Annotated in this window: 16 protein-coding genes and 1 riboswitch; of the genes, 10 read left to right on the top strand and 6 right to left on the bottom strand. The window is 59.3% G+C overall.

Going from position 1 to position 18,394, the window contains the following annotated elements; all coding sequences use genetic code 11:
• Window positions 1-60: 60 nt before the first annotated feature.
• Window positions 61-951 (top strand): LysR family transcriptional regulator, encoded by an 891-nt coding sequence (locus tag F617_RS0114900; RefSeq protein WP_003517041.1) that lies wholly within the window; start codon window positions 61-63, stop codon window positions 949-951.
• Window positions 952-970: 19 nt separating this feature from the next.
• Here the strand turns inward: F617_RS0114900 and F617_RS0114895 are convergent, their stop codons facing one another.
• A complete protein-coding gene (locus F617_RS0114895; RefSeq protein ID WP_026330873.1) occupies window positions 971-1,957 on the bottom strand; it encodes an NADPH:quinone reductase in 987 nt (328 codons plus the stop codon).
• Between the two features lie 108 nt (window positions 1,958-2,065).
• Between F617_RS0114895 and F617_RS0114890 the strand changes: the two genes are divergently transcribed.
• The gene (locus F617_RS0114890; RefSeq protein WP_019565858.1) at window positions 2,066-2,395 is read left to right on the top strand and encodes a helix-turn-helix domain-containing protein; all 330 of its coding nucleotides are present in this window, start codon (window positions 2,066-2,068) and stop codon (window positions 2,393-2,395) included.
• A gap of 13 nt (window positions 2,396-2,408) precedes the next feature.
• Here F617_RS0114890 and F617_RS0114885 read toward each other — a convergent pair whose 3' ends face one another.
• Window positions 2,409-3,290: a LysR family transcriptional regulator gene (locus F617_RS0114885; RefSeq protein WP_019565857.1), complete on the bottom strand. Its 882-nt coding sequence runs from the start codon at window positions 3,288-3,290 to the stop codon at window positions 2,409-2,411.
• 138 nt (window positions 3,291-3,428) lie between these two features.
• Between F617_RS0114885 and F617_RS0114880 the strand changes: the two genes are divergently transcribed.
• The 5 genes from F617_RS0114880 (at window position 3,429) to ribB (ending at window position 10,024) form a co-directional block, all read left to right on the top strand.
• Window positions 3,429-4,004: an isochorismatase family protein gene (locus tag F617_RS0114880; protein ID WP_019565856.1), complete on the top strand. Its 576-nt coding sequence runs from the start codon at window positions 3,429-3,431 to the stop codon at window positions 4,002-4,004.
• A 67-nt stretch (window positions 4,005-4,071) separates the two neighbouring features.
• On the top strand, window positions 4,072-4,821 hold the full coding sequence (locus F617_RS0114875; protein WP_019565855.1) for a pirin family protein: 750 nt from the start codon (window positions 4,072-4,074) through the stop codon (window positions 4,819-4,821).
• A 588-nt stretch (window positions 4,822-5,409) separates the two neighbouring features.
• Window positions 5,410-6,918 (top strand): ATPase domain-containing protein, encoded by a 1,509-nt coding sequence (locus F617_RS0114870; protein ID WP_013637528.1) that lies wholly within the window; start codon window positions 5,410-5,412, stop codon window positions 6,916-6,918.
• Window positions 6,860-8,965, top strand: coding sequence for a hybrid sensor histidine kinase/response regulator (locus tag F617_RS0114865; protein ID WP_051093862.1), 2,106 nt, complete (start codon window positions 6,860-6,862; stop codon window positions 8,963-8,965). Before F617_RS0114870 ends, F617_RS0114865 begins: the two co-directional genes overlap by 59 nt.
• A 148-nt stretch (window positions 8,966-9,113) precedes the next feature.
• Window positions 9,114-9,263, top strand: a riboswitch (FMN riboswitch).
• Between the two features lie 119 nt (window positions 9,264-9,382).
• Window positions 9,383-10,024 (top strand): 3,4-dihydroxy-2-butanone-4-phosphate synthase, encoded by a 642-nt coding sequence (gene ribB / locus F617_RS0114855; RefSeq protein ID WP_013637525.1) that lies wholly within the window; start codon window positions 9,383-9,385, stop codon window positions 10,022-10,024.
• Between the two features lie 121 nt (window positions 10,025-10,145).
• On the opposite strand, the gene F617_RS0114850 is transcribed toward ribB, so the two are convergent.
• The 4 genes from F617_RS0114850 to F617_RS0114835 form a co-directional block, all read right to left on the bottom strand.
• Window positions 10,146-10,934, bottom strand: coding sequence for an SDR family oxidoreductase (locus tag F617_RS0114850; RefSeq protein ID WP_019565852.1), 789 nt, complete (start codon window positions 10,932-10,934; stop codon window positions 10,146-10,148).
• A gap of 15 nt (window positions 10,935-10,949) precedes the next feature.
• Complete coding sequence (locus tag F617_RS0114845; protein ID WP_019565851.1) at window positions 10,950-12,428, bottom strand: sugar ABC transporter ATP-binding protein; 1,479 nt, start codon at window positions 12,426-12,428, stop codon at window positions 10,950-10,952.
• A gap of 120 nt (window positions 12,429-12,548) precedes the next feature.
• Window positions 12,549-13,478, bottom strand: a complete 930-nt coding sequence (locus F617_RS0114840) for a sugar ABC transporter substrate-binding protein (protein WP_003517083.1) — start codon at window positions 13,476-13,478, stop codon at window positions 12,549-12,551.
• Window positions 13,479-13,610: 132 nt separating this feature from the next.
• Complete coding sequence (locus tag F617_RS0114835; protein ID WP_003517084.1) at window positions 13,611-14,591, bottom strand: ABC transporter permease; 981 nt, start codon at window positions 14,589-14,591, stop codon at window positions 13,611-13,613.
• Window positions 14,592-15,028: 437 nt separating this feature from the next.
• Between F617_RS0114835 and F617_RS0114830 the strand changes: the two genes are divergently transcribed.
• From F617_RS0114830 to F617_RS0114820, 3 genes are all read left to right on the top strand, one after another.
• On the top strand, window positions 15,029-15,838 hold the full coding sequence (locus tag F617_RS0114830) for a transketolase (RefSeq protein ID WP_003517086.1): 810 nt from the start codon (window positions 15,029-15,031) through the stop codon (window positions 15,836-15,838).
• On the top strand, window positions 15,838-16,794 hold the full coding sequence (locus F617_RS0114825; protein ID WP_019565850.1) for a transketolase family protein: 957 nt from the start codon (window positions 15,838-15,840) through the stop codon (window positions 16,792-16,794). The genes F617_RS0114830 and F617_RS0114825 overlap by 1 nt, the downstream gene beginning before the upstream one ends.
• A gap of 115 nt (window positions 16,795-16,909) precedes the next feature.
• A complete protein-coding gene (locus F617_RS0114820; RefSeq protein WP_019565849.1) occupies window positions 16,910-18,379 on the top strand; it encodes an FGGY family carbohydrate kinase in 1,470 nt (489 codons plus the stop codon).
• Window positions 18,380-18,394: the final 15 nt, after the last annotated feature.

The raw sequence follows: 18,394 nt of genomic DNA, 5'->3' as shown, positions 1-18,394 counted from the left end.
TTGCGGTCTTGTCGTCCAGGATTCTACTATGGTCACCGTACCGAGGGCATGGGGGACCGGATGGATCGTTGGCAGGCAATGCGGATTTTCGTGAAAGTAGCGGAGACCGAAAGTTTCGCAGATACCGCCCGCCAGATGCACATGAGTGCTCCTGCCGTCACACGGTCTGTTGCAGCCCTGGAAGATATCATCGGAGCACGCCTGTTCGTGCGAACGACCCGTTCGGTAAAAATGACCGAGGCGGGTGCCCGGTATTTCGAGGACTGCCGCAAGATTTTGTCAGACATTGCTGAAGCAGAGGCGGCAGCGGGAGGCTCCTACGCTACACCGACAGGCACCCTGTCCGTAACTGCTTCGGTCATGTTCGGGCAGATGTATGTGCTGCCCGTCGTGACGGGCTTTCTGGACGCATTTCCGACCATGAAGGCGCGAACCCTGTTTATCGACCGGCCTGTCAATATTGTCGATGAAGGCATCGATGTCGCTGTCCGCATAGGTCACCTCCCCGACTCCGGCCTCTCCGCCATAAAGGTCGGGAGCGTCAGGCGTGTGGTATGTGGTTCACCGGCATACTTTGACCGACATGGCATTCCGACAACGCCATCCGACCTCAGGGATCATCGCATCGCGGCGTCCACCAGCGCCTGGGCCTCCCCTGAATGGCGCTTTTCCGATGATTTCCGCGTGACGATAGACGCTGCTCTTCAATGCAACACCAACGAAGCGGCCATAACCTCCGCACGCGAGGGCTGGGGACTGACGCGCGTGCTGAACTACCAGATTGGCCCTGACCTTATGGCGGGCGACCTTCAGATCGTGCTCAGCGAGTTTGAAGAGCCGCCCCTGCCTATCCACATCATGCATCCAGAGGGTCGGAATGCACCCGCAAAAGTGCGGGCTTTCGTTGACATGGCAGTTGCCCGCCTGCGTGAGAACCGTCTCCTGAACTGATCCGGGCGCAGCGGGCAGATCAAAAACCAATCAGAATCTTGCCGATGGCCTTGCCGCTTTCCTGCAGTTCATGGGCCTCGGCAATCTGATCAAGCCCGAGCGTTACGGCGATCTTGGGAACGTAGGCTCCCGAAGCCGCGCAGGCCGAGACTTCCTCGACAGCATCGCGCATCGCTGTTTCCGGCATCGTATAGACGTAGACGAAACGGAAAGAAAAGCCACCAACGAGCGCCGGAAAGAACGGGATCGAGAGCCTGGCTTGCGGCGATCCCGTGGAGTAAGCCGACACGCCCCCGTCACGCGCAAGGCAGGCGATTGCCGTGTCGATGTTGGCGGAGATGTCCACGTCGACAATACGGTCGACGCCGTGACCATCGGTCGCCGACCTTATTTTCACAGCAACATCACCGGAATGCCTGTTGACGACGAGATCGGCTCCGGCTGCGCGGGCAACGTCTGCCTGTTCGTCGCGGCTCACTGTTGCCGCCACCCACGCCCCTGCCCACTTTGCAAGAAGAATCGCGGCGTTACCGACCGCACCGGCGCCACCGTGCACGAGGACCCGCTTACCTCGCAGGTTTGTATCGGCAAACAGGCATCGATGCGCCGTCATCGCGGGGACGCCGAACGACGCACCGACCCCGAAGGGGACGTTGTCGGCCAGCCTGACTGCCTGCCTCGACGGCACCACGACGAATTCCGCAGCCGTCCCGAACGCCCTCCCCGTCTGGGCCATGTAGACCCACACCCGCTCGCCTATACGTTCCTGCGACACGCCGGGGCCGACACTGTCGATGACGCCCGACCCGTCCTGATGCGGAACGATTCTGGGAAATGGCATGGCCTTACCGCCGAAGCCGACACGCGTCTTGATGTCCGAAGGATTGATGCCCGAGACCACGATCCTGACCCGGACTTCCCCCGCCCCGGGCTGGGGATCGGGAAGCTCGCCAACGGTCAATACTTCTCTCGCAGTTCCTTGCCGTTCGTAGAACGCAGCTCGCATAACACACCTCTCCTAAATGTGGCTTCCATCTGGGCGTGACACAGGCAAACTTGCAAGTAGGCAACAGTTTTGCCTATAGGAATAAAAAGTACACTAATGGAGAACTGAATGGCTGTTGGCCCAAAATGCCCGGTAGAAGTTACCGTCGATGTCACGGGCGGCAAGTGGAAGCCGATGATCATCTATCGTCTACTCGACGGTCCATACCGGTTTGGAGAGCTGCGCCGCCTGGTCGGCGATCCGAGCCAGCGCTCGCTCACGATGCAGCTCCGCGAACTCGAGGCCGACGGGATCGTGAGCCGCGAGGTCTTCGCCGAGGTCCCTCCGCGCGTCGAATATTCCCTCACCGAATTCGGAAAAACGCTGGCCCCCGTGCTGATGGCGATGCGCGACTGGGGAATTTCCTTCCAAGGTCGCTGTCAATCCACGAAGGCATGACCGGTCGTCCGCGTCAGGGACCGGGCTTTGCCGCGAAGCGCTGCACTAAGAAGTCGATTAGCACTCTGACCTTCCGGGACACGTGCGATCCTGGCGGACGCACGATGTAAACGCCGATCTCCGGCAGGCCGTAGTCCGACATAATCGGCACAAGGGTCCCTGCGGCAACATAGCTTTCCGCGATCACAACCGGCAGTGCAGCGATGCCCAGTCCGGCTGCCGTCCCTTCGGCAATGCCAAGGGCACTATCCGCCTTGAACCTTCCCTGCGCATTGATGACGATGGTTCGGCTGCCATCGGACACCTTCCAGCTCTCGGTGCCCTGCAGGATCGCCTGATGGTCAAGCAGATCGGAAGGCTTTCGCGGGACGCCATGCTTCCGGAGGTATTCGGGGTTGGCAAACAATCCAGCCGCGAATGCACCGATCTTCCTCGCCGTCAGGTTCGAGTCCTGCAGATAACCGACACGTATCCCGCAATCAAAGCCTTCCGCCACCAGATCGACGTAACGGTCGCTGTAGTGCGCATGGAGCTGCAACAGCGGATGCTGGCGGGCCAGTTCGGCGAGCGCTGGCGCAAAATGCCGCGGACCGAAGGATGACGGAACGGCGACGCGCAGCCGTCCCCGAAGCTCCCCGGTCGGCGCCATCTCCTCGCGCGCAACCTCCATTTCTAGGCACATGCGCGCGGCATGCTCGCGAAACGACGCTCCAGCCTCCGTCAGCGATGCACCTCGTGTGGTCCGGGCGAGGAGCTGGACGCCCAGCTCGCTCTCGAGACGAACGAGGCGACGGCTGACGATGGATTTCGGCAATCCGAGACGTCGCGCCGCAACCGTGATCCCGCCGCCATCGGCGACCTCAACGAAAGTCTGCATATCTTCGAAGCTGACCATTATTGCGTTCCATTTTCCGTTCCACAGAGTGGCTCATCCTAGAGCTACCGTGCCGTCTATCGCAACGCTAAATTCCACTCATCGAGCGGACCTAAATCCAACCCGACAGCCGCCGACAACGCAAAAAGGAATACGACAATGCATAAGGACGTCTTTACTCCCGAGAATTCCGCCATGCTGCTGATCGACCATCAGATCGGCACGATGGCCTGGACCCACTCCCACGACATCAACCTAGTCAAGCAGAACGCACTCAAGCTCGCCCGGATCGCCAAAGCCGCCAACATCCCGACCATCCTGACGTCCAGCATGGAAGAACAAATCCAGGGGCCGCTGATTCCGGAACTCAAGGAAATCCTGCCCGAGGCGTTCGAAGCCCGCATCAAGCGCCCGGGTATCGTCAACGCCATGCACCACGACGGCTTCAACCAGGCCGTCAAGGCGATCGGCCGCAACAAGCTGTTCGTCGCAGGCGTGACCACGGAAATCTGCGTCACCTTTCCGGTCCTCCAGATGCTTGACGAAGGTTACGAGGTGCAGGTCTCGGCGGACGCATCCGCCTCTTACACCAAATACGGCGACGATATCGCCCTGAGGCGCATGGAAAAGGCAGGCGCAATTATCACCACTGTCGACCAGATCATCTCGGAACTCGCCGTCGACTGGACGACCCCGCTCGGCCAGAAGCTCGTCGGTATCCTGAACTACCACTGACAGCGCAAGTCGCTGCGTTCGGCGCGGGCGACTGTCGCCCGCGCCCGAGATCGAAGGAAACAGTCCAATGACCATCACCAAAATCCCTGCAGGACTTATGCGCGGCAATATCGGCCAGGGCTTCGGCGTCGAGATCATGTATCCGGGGCTGTCACTGACAACCGACGACAGCGGGATCGGTCCCATCGGCAGGATTGACCGCGCCCAGGTTCAGCCGGGTCATCTCATAGGCATGCATCCGCACAAGGACGACGAAATACTGACCTACATGCGCGGCGGCGAGATGCTCCACCGAGACACCGTCGGAAACGAGAAAAAGCTCGACAAGACACGTTTCATGATGATGAACGCCGGCCATCACTTCCAGCATGAAGAGCTTATGCTTGGGGAAACACCCGTCCGGGCCCTACAGATTTTCCTGCGGCCTAACGCTCAAAATCTTGAGCCAATGGTGCAGTTTCATGATTTCGTCGATGAATTCAGTGACGATAGCTGGAGACTGATTGCAGGGCCACGAAAAGCGCCATTGACGGTAAGATCCGATGTCTGGGTCTTTGACGTGCGCCTCAGCGCAGGCACGACGCTGAGATTGCCAACCCCTGATAACTCAGGGTTGGCTGGCCTGCTCTTTGTCTTCAAGGGGAAAATTCGATTTGGAAACGAGACGGTCTCCGACGGAGAGAGCGTGTTCGTGACCTCGTTCGAACAACATCCAACGGCATTGACCGAGACCGATATCGTCTTGTTCTCGTTCGATACCGACGTCCAGGTATTTCGTGGCGGCATGTTCAGCGGCAACCAGAAACGGGGCCGCTGAAGTCATTGCTCGAGCGGCGCAAACGTGAACCAGGGCTTTCTCGCGCCAACTCTCTTCCAACGTTTCGGTGTCTCCCACCGATGGTGTTTTTATGCATAGCAAAGGGCACCACTAGATCGGTATCATCGCCAGCGCCTTCCGTGGCCATCCTCGATGAACGGAAGAGCAGTTCTGGCTAATCGTCGCTACCCTCCCAATCTTCATAGCGATCGCTGATGCGGATCACGAAGACCGTAGCATCCGGGCGAACACAAGGCGCGTGCCATTGGAAACACGCAACTGAGGAGGGTTTGCTTCAGTGCTTAAGGTTGATCCAGTCTTCGGAAGAATAGCCTTCTTCCCCGGGGACGCAATCGACATCATCTTGTTTGTGACCTGACCTCCGCAGATTACTCCCGAAAGAGCCACGCGCACACGGCGAAGTCAGCTTCCGGCCTGTGCAAATTACGGTGCCAACCGTCGCCAAACGCTGCGCGCTGCGGCGCTGCGACGGGCGCCATTGGCAGTCCGGGCTCAGACACTCCCGCGCCTACGCCCTTGATTCTCCTGAGGTCGCGCCCTAGATGTTTTAGAAAGTCCGGAGGAAACATGCATCAGGTTTTAAGTCAAAAAGCAGAAACTGGCGTCAAGGGACTTGATGATGTTCTTTCCGGTGGCTTTACGCGCAGGCATGTCTTTTTACTTGAGGGCTCTCCAGGGACTGGCAAAACAACGATTGCTTTGCAGTTCCTTATTGAAGGAGAAATACGCGGCGAGCGATGCCTTTACATCAGCCTGTCGGAAACGGACGAAGAATTGCGCGATTGCGCCAGATCGCATGGCATGGAGATTGGTAGCGGGATCGAGATATTTGAACTCGTCCCCCCGGAAAGCCTTCTCGACGCCGAACAACAGCAAAGCCTGCTCTACTCCTCAGATCTCGAGTTGGGTGAAACGACAAAACTGATTTTCCAAGCCTTTGAGCGGATCAAACCTCAACGCGTCGTAATTGATAGTCTCTCTGAAATTCGCCTTCTAGCGCAGAGTTCGTTGCGATACCGCAGACAAATCCTCGCATTGAAACACTTCTTCGCTCGCTCCGATGCAACGGTGCTGCTGCTTGATGACATGACGTCGGAAAATTTTGACAAGACGGTCCATAGCGTAGTCCACGGTGTCATTCATCTCGAACAGCTTGCTCCCGATTACGGCTCCGAGCGGCGTCGGTTGAGAGTGATCAAGTATCGCGGTCAGTCGTTTCGCGGCGGCTATCATGATTTCACTATCAAGACTGGTGGCGTTGCAGTTTTTCCGCGCCTTCGCGCGATTGAGCACAGAACCGAATTCGAACGAACGACCCTCTCGAGCGGTCTTTCCCAATTCGACGGCCTGCTCGGTGGGGGCGTGGAGCGTGGATCAAGCACTCTCCTCATCGGCCCTGCTGGAACCGGAAAGAGCCTGTTTGCTCTGCAGTTCGTCAACGCCGCAGTCGAGCGTGGGGAAAGGGCTGCGGTCTTCATTTTCGATGAGGAACTTGGTCTCCTTTACGCCCGCACCAGATCAATGGGTATCGACTTGGAGAAGCTGCAGGCAGATGGGCACGTCCACATCGAGCAACTCGATGCCGCCGAACTATCACCGGGGGAATTTGCACAGCGCGTGCGCGACCGGGTATCAACTTTCGATGCCAAGACAGTGGTGATCGACAGCATCAATGGCTACCAGGCTTCTATGCCGGAAGAGAATGCTCTCATCTTGCACATGCACGAACTGCTACAGTACCTCAACAGGCAGGGAGCCAATACATTCCTGACGGTCGCCCAGCATGGCCTCGTCGGGGACATGAAATCGCCCGTCGATGTCACTTATCTGGCAGATAGCGTCATCCTTCTGAGATATTTCGAGGCGCTCGGAAAAGTGCGTCGCGCCGTATCAGTGATCAAGAAGCGCACAGGCCCTCACGAAGACACGATCCGTGAGTTCAGAATATCCGGCAACGGACTGACCCTCGGAGAACCACTTTCCGACTTCCAGGGCATCCTTCGCGGCGTTCCAAACTTTGTCGGCGATCAACACCCGCTTCTTCCTCTCAACGGGGAGGGTAGCAAGAATTCCTAACGGCGACACACGCGCACTTGTCTATGCTCCGATCGGCCGCGATGCGCAAATTGCAGCGTCACTCCTGAAGGAAGCTGGTATATCTTCCACCACCGTGGCTGATATTGCGTCGTTTGTCGCAGGCCTGGGGGACAACATCGCCTTCGCTGTGGTGACCGAGGAGGCGTTTCGTTCAGCGGACCTGAAAGGGATTTTTGCTTGGATCGCAGCGCAGCCCAGTTGGTCTGACTTGCCATTCATTATCCTGACAAACCGCGGCGGAGGACCTGAACGCAACCCGACTGCGGCGAGGCTCTCTGAGGTTCTGGGAAATGTGAGCTTTGTCGAGCGACCTTTTCATGCGACGACTTTCATAAGCGTTGCCCGGTCGGCCATGCGCGGTCGCCGGCGGCAGTTCGATGCCCGGGCCAGAATGGAAGCACTCGATGAAGGCGAGCGTCGCCTCCAGACGGCCCTTGCCGCCGGCCGACTTGGCGCGTGGGAGCTCGATCTTGCAACCAATGAACTGACCACTTCGGCAACATGTCGATTAATTTTTGGCCGCGGTCCCGACGAAGAGTTTTCCTATGCGGACCTCTTAGCATCGATCCATCCTGATGACTTCGAGCGCATGCAGTTGGCTGTTCGTGCAACGATCGAAACGGGCGCCGACTACGCGATAGAATACCGAACGGTCTGGAATGACGGGTCTACCCACTGGGTGGAGATCCGTGCCCAGCTCTACAGGGACCGCACTGGCAAGGCCATCAAGCTTGTTGGCGTATCGGCCGACATAACCTCACGTCTGAAAGCGGAAGAGCATCAACGGCAGTTGAATGAGGTTCTGGAAGAGCGCGTCGCGGAGCGAACGCGTGAACTGGAAGAAGCATATGCTACTGTCATGGAAGAGGTAAGCCAACGAGAACGAGCTGAGCAACAGTTGCGCCAGTCCCAGAAGATGGAAGCGATCGGCCAACTCACCGGCGGCGTGGCGCACGATTTCAACAACCTCCTGATGGCCGTCCTTGGCAATCTCGAGTTACTGCGAAAATACGTTGGCAATGACGCAAGGGCAGTCCGTCTCATCGAGGGTGCCCAACAGGGCGCAAAACGTGGCGCTTCCCTCACCCAGCGGCTTCTCGCTTTCTCGCGCCGGCAGGACCTACGCATTGACCCGGTCGATATGCGAGCGCTGGTTGCCGGAATGGAAGACCTTCTGAAAAGATCCGTCGGCTCAACAGTGGTGATCAAAACTGACGTGCCAGATCACCTTCCTCTGGTCTCGGCTGACGCCAACCAGGTCGAGCTCGCGCTCCTCAATCTCGTTGTCAATGCCCGTGATGCCATGCCTGACGGAGGCGAGATCGTTATCGGGCTGCACGATGTCCATCAGAACGTCCAGGCCGGTGAGCTTGCGGCAGGCAATTACGTCGTCCTCTCGGTCGTCGACCAGGGCCACGGAATGGATCGTGACACGCTGCTAAAGGCCATCGAGCCGTTTTTTTCGACCAAGGAACTTGGAAAAGGCACCGGTCTTGGTCTTTCCATGATCCATGGCCTGGCGTCCCAGTTGAAAGGCGATCTCAAGCTGACAAGCGAGCTGGGTAAGGGCACAAGGGCGGAACTGTGGATTCCAATCTCAACATCCGAAATCACAAATGACTCCGCAGCGATTGAGGTCTCGGCTGGCGCGACCGCGAGCGCCTCAGGACCGAAACGAATACTGCTGGTGGATGACGACCCTCTCATAGCGATGAGCTCAGCCGATATGCTGATGGACCTCGGTCACGATGTCGTTGAAGCGCATTCGGGGAAAGAGGCACTGGAAAATCTGGGAGACGGAACCGGCTTTGACCTCCTGATCACCGACTATTCAATGCCCGGCATGACCGGCGGAGATCTGGCGATTGCAGTGCGCCATATTGTCCCAAAGCTTCCGATACTCATCGCCTCGGGCTATGCAGAACTGCCGCCTGGAGTTGATCTTGACGTTGCACGGCTTGGCAAGCCTTATACGCAGGATCAGCTGGAGCGGGAGCTTCATAAGCTGTTTAACGATCCGACGTAAACGCCGCCGTCTGGTCTCTTACCCCAGACAATTCTTATTCCGAAATGAAATACCCGGTCTCGAATATAATCGGGATATCCGTTTCGCGCGCGCGGAGCCTGGCAAAATATTGCCGCTTGCGTCCTCCCCATTTGATAACTTATGTTGGCAATGTTCTCAGGGCGGGGTGCAATTCCCCACCGGCGGTATCGGGATTTTCCCGGAGCCCGCGAGCGCTTCCGGTCTCCAAAGCCGGAAGGTCAGCAGATCCGGTGAGAGGCCGGAGCCGACGGTATAGTCCGGATGGAAGAGGACAAGGCAAAAGACGCCCGCATGCAGCGGGCTTCGCATTGCATTGTTCGCCCAAGGGATATTTGGCGCTTCTTGAAGCGCGAAAATGCCGCGAAACGGCATAACCCTTGAAAGGCTTGAAAGAAAATGACCATTGCTAAAATTGAAGACGCAATCGAAGCCATATCGCGTGGCGAGATGGTAATTGTCGTTGACGACGAAGACCGCGAAAACGAAGGCGATATCATCGCCGCGTCCGACAGCATAACCCCGCAGCAGATCGCATTCATGATGAACCATGCGCGCGGGCTGATCTGCGTCGCCATGCCGGGAGAGCGCCTCGACGCGCTCGACATTCCGCTGATGGTGTCGCGCAATACCGAATCCCTCAAGACAGCCTTCACCGTCTCCGTGGACTATATTCCCGGCACCACGACAGGCATTTCCGCTGCCGACCGGGCAAAGACCGTGCGTGCGCTGGTATCGGAAGGCTCGCGTCCCGAAGACTTCGCCCGCCCCGGCCATATCTTCCCGCTACGCGCCAACCCTGCAGGCGTGCTCGGCCGCACCGGCCACACGGAAGCCGCCGTCGATCTGTGCCGCCTGGCAGGCAAGTACCCCTGCGGCACCATCTGCGAAGTCGCCAATGACGACGGCACCATGGCCCGCCTGCCCCAGCTCGAAATCTTCGCCGAACGCCACGGTCTGCTCGTCGTGACGATCAAGGACCTCGTTGCCTATCTGAAGGGCGAGGTTGTCGAGGAAGTGGCACAGAAGCAGGTTGCCTAGTCTTCACGCGCCTGTGCGGTGAATAAAAAACGCCCGGCGAAAGCCGGGCGTAAAATCAAAAGGCAGACCACCTTACCTCTTGCACGTGGTCATCAATTCGGGCGGCGCTGCCGCGCAAACCCTACCAGCAGCAGAACCCGCCATCTACCAAAAGGTCCACGCCCGTCACGAAGCTCGCCGCATCTGACAGCAGGAAGATCGCCGGGCCGACCATTTCATCGACGCCCGCCATGCGCTGCATCGGGGTCTGCTCTTCGAACAGTTTCGTCTGGTGCACCATTTCCGGCCGCGTGTTCATCGGCGTCGCGGTGTAACCCGGCGAGATGGTGTTGACGCGGATGCCGCGCTCCACCCATTCCATCGCCATGGATTTGGACATGTGGATGACGCCAGCCTTAGATGCATTGTAGTGGCACTGCATCAGGCCGCGATTGACGATGACGCCGGACATGGAGGCAATGTTGACGATTGCGCCGCGACCGTTCTTCAGCATGGCATTGGCTTGCGCCTGGCAGGAGAGGAACACACCCTTCAGGTTGATGTCCATCATCGTCTGGAACTGGCTTTCCTCCATTTCCTCGGCAGGATTGGCGTTCGCGATGCCGGCGGCATTGACGGCAAGCGAGAGAGCACCGAGTTCGGCCTGCGTGCGTGCTACCGCTTCGCTCAGCGCCTGCTTGCTGGTAACATCGGCGGCGATTTGGATCGACTTGCGACCAGCCCTGGCAATGAAATCGGCCGTCTGCGCCAGGCCGTCATCGGTGCGGCGGTCAAGCAGCGCGACATCGGCACCGGACTGGGCAAGCCCCATGGCGATCCGCTGACCGATGCCGGAACCGGCACCGGTGACGAACGCCACCTGGCCGGAAAGATCGAAGAGTTTCGGCGCGTTGAGCGTGATGGTGGACATTCTCTATTTCCTTCTTCAGATGGTTGCCAGTTCCATGACCGAGACGTCGTTGGCCTCGTCGCGATTGAGGATTCCGGCCTGTTTTCCCTGTGCAAGAACGAGGATACGGTTTGAAACGCCCAGCACCTCTTCCAGATCGGAACTGACGACGATGACGGCAACGCCGCTTTTGGCCAGACCGACGATAATATCGTAAATGCCAGCCCGCGCGCCGACATCGATGCCGCGCGTCGGCTCGTCCAGCACAACCACGCGCGGGTTACGTGCAAGCCATTTGGCGATGACGACCTTCTGCTGGTTGCCGCCGGAGAGATCCGAGGCAGGCTGTTCGCTGCGGCCCTTCACGCCGAATTTGGCAATTGCCTCCTTCGTAAAAGCACGCTTGATGCTAGGCGTTATCCAGCCGGTGCCGACACGGTCGAGATTGGCGTAGATCAGGTTTTCACCGATCTCATGCTCAACAACCAGCCCCTGAAGCTTGCGGTCTTCCGGCACCATGACGATGCCCTTCGCAATCGCATCCGCCGGGCTTTTCAGCGTCAGTACCTGTCCATCGAGCAAAACCTCGCCCGCACTGGTCGGATCGGCACCGGAAATGGCACGCACCAGTTCGGTACGCCCCGCGCCGATCAGTCCGGCAATTCCAAGAATTTCGCCTGCACGCACGCCGAAACTGATGTCGCGGAAAGAATTGCCCGTGCCAGTCAGCCCCTTGACCTCTAGCACCGTTTTTTCCTGCGGTTCGGGCAGCGCCGGGAACAGGCGTTCCAGCGACCGGCCGACCATGCTTTCGACGATGGTGCGCACCGGTGTCGCGCTGTCTTCAAATTCATGCACCCGCTCACCGTCGCGCAGCACGACGATGCGGTCGGTGATCTGCCTGATCTCTTCCATGCGGTGGGAAATATAGATGATGCCTACGCCCTCTGCGCGCAGCTTGCGAACCTGCTCGAACAGGGCCTGGGTTTCTGCACCGCCAAGGGCCGCCGTCGGCTCGTCGAGGATCAGGAGCTTGGCATCGAGCGCCAGCGCCTTGGCGATTTCGATCAGTTGCTGGTTCGCGGTCGAAAGGCCCGCCACCTTGCGGGTTGCGGGAATATGCAGATTGAGACGCGCCAGCTGCTGCTGCGCCCTTCGCACCATTTCGGCGCGGTCGACGATGCCGTTCTTCATCGGCCAGCGGCCGATGAAGACGTTTTCGGCGATGGAAAGCTCCGGCAGAAGCTTCAGCTCCTGATGGATGAGTACAATGCCCTTGTCTATCGCCTCACGCGGCGAAGCGGGCGTATAGGGCTGGCCAAGCCAGGTCATCTTTCCTTCGGACGGCTCGCGGGAACCGGCGATGATGCCAGACAGGGTGGACTTGCCCGCCCCGTTTTCACCCAGCAACGCCACGACTTCACCCGGATAGACGTCGAGATCGACGCTTTTCAGAACCTCGAGCGGGCCATAACGTTTGCTGATGCCACGGAGCGAAAGAACCGGCTCGCGCATGACGGGACCTCCTGGGAAACACGCGTGGCAGCGATGCGCCACGGCTTTGCGTCCGAATTGCCTGAAAACGAACAGATGACGCCCCCGCGCATCCGGCTGGAGTGCGCGGGGGCGGATGCATCAGGGGTGGTTGGCAATGAAGCCGTCGACGTTTTCCTTCGTCGTCAGCGTCGCCTCGGAGAGCTGCACGGCCGGAACCTTCTCTCCGCCGACGATCTTGACGGCCATCTCGACAGCCGTGCGGCCCATTTTCTGGGTCTGCTGCGTCGCTGTCACGTCAAAGACGCCGTTCTTCAGCGCCTCAAGCGCTGCCGTGTCGCCATCGAAGCCGCCAACGACGATCTTCTGCGAGGGGTTGGCGACCTTGATCGCCTGTGCCGCGCCGAGCGCCAGACCGTCTGCCTGGGCAAAGACGATGGAAACATCAGGATTGGCCTGCAGCATGTTCTGCATGATCTGGAAGCCTTCATCCTGGCTCCACATGTTGGACCACTGTTCGGCAACGATCTTCACGCCGGAATTGGCCTTGACCGATTCCATGCAGCCCTTGGTGCGGTCGACTTCCGGTGTCGTGCCCTTCTGGCCATGAATGATGACCATCTTGCCCGAGCCGCCTGCCTGCTTGATGATGTAGTCGCAGACCGACTTGGCGGAAGCGACGGAATCGGTGGCGAGGAAGGTATCGCCCGGTGCGCCGTCGGCATTGCGGTCGATGTTGATGACGGGCACACCGGCCGCCTTGGCAAGCTTGACCGGAACGGTCGCCGCAGCGGCACCAGCCGGAATATAGATTAGCGCGTCGATGTTCTGCGTCAGGAGATCCTGGATCTGGTTGACCTGCGTCGGACCGTCGCCCTTGGCATCGACGGTGACGACGGTGATGCCGCGCGTCTTGGCTTCGGCTTCGACGGCCTGCTTGATCTGGTTGAAGAAGTTCGCCTGAAGATTGGCAACGGCAAGGCCGATCTTCTTGACTTCGGCGGCGTTGGCCGAACCGAGTGACAGGGCGAGAAGGGCGGCGGATGTCAGCAGAATGCGTGAAAATTTCATGATTATTCCTCCATTTGTTGATTTTTGACCTTCGGGCAGATCAAACCTCCTCCCCTTCGGCCGCTTTTCACGCCTCCCATACCGGGAGGGTCGTCTATTGCGCGGACGGCTCATCGCCCTCCGCAGGCAAATTCAGCTTCTGCGCCGGCGCAATGTTTCAGCGCCCACGGCCAGCACGATAACCACACCGATGATGACCTGTTGCAGAAAGGGTGAAACATTGAGCAGGTTGAGGCCGTTGCGCAGCACGCCGATGATGAGCACGCCGATCAGCGTTCCGCCGATGCCGCCGGCACCGCCCGAAAGCGAGGTCCCGCCGATGACGACAGCCGCGATCGTATCCAGCTCGTAGCCAAAACCGCTGGAGGGCTGCACCGAGTCGAGACGGGCTGCAAGAACGATACCCGCCAGACCGGCAAGAACCGCACAGGCAACATAGACGCAGATCGTCACCAAGGCGACGTTGATGCCGGCAAGTCGCGCCACTTCCGGGTTGCCGCCAACCGCATAGACGGTGCGGCCTTCGGAGCGGAAGCGCAGGAAAAGAAACGACACCAGAACAACGACCAGCATCAGCAGCACGGTCGCCGTCAGCACGCCGAAATGGCGGTCGATGGCCAGCATCATGAACCAGTCAGGGAAACCGACGATCTGCTGACCGTCCGTGATCATATTGGCAAGGCCACGCGCCACCGACATCATGGCAAGCGTCGCGATGAAGGCCGGAACCCGGAAGGCGGTGACGAGAACGCCTACGACAAGGCCGCAGGCTGCGGATGCGATGAGCGCCAGCATGATGGCCATGCCCATGGGCATGCCCGCGACATTGGCTGTCCAGCCCATGATCATCATCGAAAGCGCCAGCACCGAACCGACGGACAGATCGATGCCGCCGAGCAGAATGACGAAGGTCATGCCAACGGCCATGATGCCGAGCACGGTGATCTGGTCGAGGATGTTGAGACCGTTTCGAAGCGACAGAAAATTTTCGCTGGTGAAGGTCAGGAAGACACACAGCAGCAGCAGGCCCAAAAGAGGTCCGGTCGCACCGCTTAGCCAGGCAAGCGGGCTTCTGGTGTGCGTAACCCCCTCATTGCGTTCAAGCACGGACATGGCTCCTCCAAGTGGCTATCTTGCATTTTTTAAACCGATTAGAATAATTATTCATGCTCGGTGAAACATGCATATGCCAGTTGAGAGAAACTTGTCAATAGGCTTGGAGGGCGGGACGGGCCTTGCGGGTGATGGGATGGCTTCACACCTGCGCCTCTCATCCCGTTCCGGTGCGCATCGCGGGAATCCAGCGCAAGCGCGCCTGCGTGGCAAGGAGAGCCCTTTCAGCCAAAGGACTTAGGCTGAGCAGGTTCCTTTTACGGACCGAGGAATGAGGCGGGGAGGCGCGCTTCATCATTGGTGAAAATGAAGCGGCAGAAATAATCGGCACGGATTGAAACAGGACAATTCACAATTCCGGCTTGACAGAAACGCCACGTCTGCAATTATATAAATAGCTGTATAAATATTCACACGCATGTTTTGAAGAGGATCCCATGCAGCCCACAGAGCTAGAGCGCATTGCGCGCCAGATTCGCCTTCGCGACGTCCAGGCTGTTTTCGAAGCGGGTGCCGGCCATATCGGCGGAGAAATGTCGGCGATCGACATCATGACCGCCCTTTATTTCCGCGTATTGCGCATCTGGCCGGACGAACCGAAGAACCCTGCCCGCGACCGTTTCGTGCTGTCGAAAGGCCACACCGCCTGCGCGCTTTATGTGACGCTCGCCAAACGTGGCTTTATCCCGGAAGAGGAAATCTCGACCTTCCTACAACCCAATTCCCGCCTCAATGGCCACCCCAACTGCAACAAGGTGCCGGGGGTCGAGACCAATACCGGCCCGCTTGGCCACGGGCTTCCAGTTGCCGTCGGAATGGCCAAGGCGGCCAAGCTTTCGGGAGCGGATTACCATACCTATGTCATGACCGGTGATGGCGAGATGCAGGAGGGCTCCAACTGGGAAGCCATCATGTCCGCCGCGCAGTTCGAGCTTAACAATCTGACGCTTATCATCGACCATAACCGTTTCCAGCAGGGTGCTGCGATCTCGGAAACCAACGACGTCGCGCCGCTTCGCCCGAAGCTTGAAGCATTCGGCTGGGAGGTGAGCGAAATCAACGGCAACGCGATGGAAGAGATCGTTCCGGCGCTCGAACATCGTGGCGAGCGCCCGCATTGCATCGTCGCGCACACCAATAAGGGTCACGGCATTTCGTTCATGCAGGACCGCGTCGACTGGCACCACAAGGTTCCAAGCAAGGAACAATACGAAATTGCCGTCAAAGAACTTTCGGAGGCATTGTAATGAACGCGCCCGTAACCGCCGCCAAACTCTATGATTGCCGCGACGCCTTCGCCGAAACGCTGGAAGCGCTGGCCGCTGCAAACGACAGGGTCGTGGCCGTCTGCAACGATTCAGTCGGCTCCTCGAAGCTCGGCGGCTTCAAGTCGAAATTCCCTGAGCGCCTCGTCAATGTCGGCATTGCCGAACAGAACATGGTGGGCGTCGGCGCCGGCCTTGCCAATGGCGGCCAGCTTCCCTTCGTCTGCGGCGCATCTTGTTTTCTGACCGGTCGCGCGCTGGAACAGATCAAGGCAGACCTCGCCTATTCCAACGCCAATGTGAAGCTCATCGGCATCTCCTCGGGCATGGCCTATGGCGAACTGGGTCCGACGCATCACTCGATCGAGGATTTCGCCTGGACCCGCGTTCTGCCAAACCTGCCGGTGATTGCCCCCTGCGACCGCATCGAAACGGCCGCCGCCGTCAAATGGGCTGCGGACTATGCCGGCCCCTGCTTCCTGCGCCTGTCGCGCGTCGGCGTGCCGGACCTTCTGCCTGATGACCACGTCTTTGAACTCGGCCGCGCCAACCTGCTTCGCGAAGGTTCCGACATAACGTTGATCGCCAATGGCACGCTGACACACCGCATCGTCAAGGCCGCCGATATTCTGGCCGGTCGTGGCATCAAGGCGCGTGTGCTTAACATGGCAACCGTGCGCCCGATCGACGAGGCGGCCATCATTGCCGCAGCGAAGGAAACCGGCGCAATCCTGACGGCTGAGGAACATTCGATCTTCGGCGGTCTCGGCTCTGCCATCGCCGAAGTTGTCGTCGATCATGCCCCCGTGCCGATGAAGCGCCTCGGCGTTCCGGGCGTCTTTGCCCATACCGGCTCGGCAGAATGGCTGCTCGATGAGTTTGGCATGGCACCCGCGGCCATCGCGGAGGCTGCAGCCGCGCTGCTCAAGAGAAAGTAAGTCTCCTCCCAGGGTCGTCGCGTGTCTTCGGATGCGCGGCGACACCCTTTGCAATATCGTCGTTTAATCACCGCAAGGCTGAAACGAAAAAACTGCCGACGAAAGAACTCAAGTGATGCGCGCCATTCTGTCCATCGATCAGGGCACCACCAATTCCAAGGCCATTCTCGTTTCTGAAACAGGAGAATTGCTGGCGCGCGGTTCATCGCCGGTCGGCATCACCTATCCGCAGCCCGGCTGGGTCGAGCAGGATCCGAACCGTATCTGGGCCTCGGTGCGCGAAGCGATTTCCGCCTGCCTGTCTTCGGCACCCTCTGCCGTCAACATTGAAGCCATCGCCATTTCCAACCAGCGCGAATCGGTGACGATCTGGGACGGCGAAACAGGCGAGCCGCTTGGCCCGGTCTTGAGCTGGCAATGCCGTCGCACCGCGCAGGAATGCACCGATCTCATCAGCAAGGGCCATTCCGAACGTGTCATGGCGCTGACCGGCCTGCCTATTGACCCGATGTTTCCCGGCGCCAAGATGCGCTGGCTGTTGGAGCGTGCGCCGAAGGGCCGCAACCTTCGCCTCGGCACCATCGATAGTTGGCTGATCCACTGCCTGACCGGCGGCAAGGTGCATGCCTGCGACGCCTCCAATGCGGCCCGAAGCCAGGTGCTCGATCTCAACCGGCAGGTGTGGAGCGAAGAGCTTTGTGACCTTTTTGGCATCGACATCAACGCCCTGCCCGACCCGCGCGACAGCAGCGGCGACTTCGGCGTGACATCAGGTGTTCCCGGCATCAAGGACGGCACGCCTATTCTGGCTGCCGTCGGCGACAGCCACGCCGCCCTCTTCGGCCACGGCGCCTTCAATCCCGGTGACGGCAAGGTGACGTTCGGCACCGGCTCATCGGTGATGACGACCCTGCCGCATTTCATCGCGCCAGAGCGCGGCATCACCACGACAGTTGCCTGGAGGCTTCACGGCAAGCCGACTTTCGCCTTCGAGGGCAATATTCTTGTGTCTGCCGCCTCCCTGCCGTGGATGACGGACATCCTCGGCCTGCCAGATGTCGCATCTCTTGTGGAGCTTGCCGCGACCGCTGAACCAGATGGCCCCGGTTTCGTCCCGGCCTTTGTCGGCCTCGGCGCGCCCTATTGGGATTCCAATTGCCGCGCGCTATTTTCGCAGATCAATTTCAGCACAAGTCGCGCGCAGATGGCCCGCGCCGTTACCGATTCCATCGCCTTTCAGGTTTATGACGTCTTCTCGACCATGCGCGCGCAGTCGCCCTCCGGCTTCGGACAGCTGTTCGTGGATGGCGGGCCGAGCCAGAACCGTTTCCTCATGCAATGCGTCGCCGACATGCTGGACCACCCCGTCATCCAGCGTGACGCGCCGGAAGCCTCCGCACTTGGCGCGGCCTATCTTGCCGGCCTCGCCCTCGGTCTGTGGAGCGATCTCGACGCCATCGCTGCGCTCAACAGTCACGGCAACGCCATCGCGCCTTCGTCCAGTGACGGCAGGCAACGGCTTGCCGTCTGGCGCGACGCGATTGCGCGCTCGACGTTACCTGTGACGTCGGGTAAGGGTGAATAAAAATTCACCCTGGAG

Source organism: Agrobacterium sp. 10MFCol1.1 (assembly GCF_000381165.1).
Taxonomy (GTDB): domain Bacteria; phylum Pseudomonadota; class Alphaproteobacteria; order Rhizobiales; family Rhizobiaceae; genus Agrobacterium; species Agrobacterium tumefaciens.
This window is presented reverse-complemented; position numbering and strand designations above follow the sequence as displayed.

Coding starts and splice junctions, on each gene's coding strand:
- F617_RS0114870 (WP_013637528.1), top strand. CDS start 5,410: ATGCATCAGGTTTTAAGTCAAAAAGCAGAAACTGGCGTCAAGGGACTT.
- F617_RS0114820 (WP_019565849.1), top strand. CDS start 16,910: ATGCGCGCCATTCTGTCCATCGATCAGGGCACCACCAATTCCAAGGCC.
- F617_RS0114840 (WP_003517083.1), bottom strand. CDS start 13,478: ATGAAATTTTCACGCATTCTGCTGACATCCGCCGCCCTTCTCGCCCTG.
- F617_RS0114835 (WP_003517084.1), bottom strand. CDS start 14,591: ATGTCCGTGCTTGAACGCAATGAGGGGGTTACGCACACCAGAAGCCCG.
- F617_RS0114850 (WP_019565852.1), bottom strand. CDS start 10,934: ATGTCCACCATCACGCTCAACGCGCCGAAACTCTTCGATCTTTCCGGC.
- F617_RS0114885 (WP_019565857.1), bottom strand. CDS start 3,290: ATGGTCAGCTTCGAAGATATGCAGACTTTCGTTGAGGTCGCCGATGGC.
- F617_RS0114825 (WP_019565850.1), top strand. CDS start 15,838: ATGAACGCGCCCGTAACCGCCGCCAAACTCTATGATTGCCGCGACGCC.
- F617_RS0114845 (WP_019565851.1), bottom strand. CDS start 12,428: ATGCGCGAGCCGGTTCTTTCGCTCCGTGGCATCAGCAAACGTTATGGC.
- F617_RS0114895 (WP_026330873.1), bottom strand. CDS start 1,957: ATGCGAGCTGCGTTCTACGAACGGCAAGGAACTGCGAGAGAAGTATTG.
- ribB (WP_013637525.1), top strand. CDS start 9,383: ATGACCATTGCTAAAATTGAAGACGCAATCGAAGCCATATCGCGTGGC.
- F617_RS0114830 (WP_003517086.1), top strand. CDS start 15,029: ATGCAGCCCACAGAGCTAGAGCGCATTGCGCGCCAGATTCGCCTTCGC.
- F617_RS0114890 (WP_019565858.1), top strand. CDS start 2,066: ATGGCTGTTGGCCCAAAATGCCCGGTAGAAGTTACCGTCGATGTCACG.
- F617_RS0114900 (WP_003517041.1), top strand. CDS start 61: ATGGATCGTTGGCAGGCAATGCGGATTTTCGTGAAAGTAGCGGAGACC.
- F617_RS0114880 (WP_019565856.1), top strand. CDS start 3,429: ATGCATAAGGACGTCTTTACTCCCGAGAATTCCGCCATGCTGCTGATC.
- F617_RS0114875 (WP_019565855.1), top strand. CDS start 4,072: ATGACCATCACCAAAATCCCTGCAGGACTTATGCGCGGCAATATCGGC.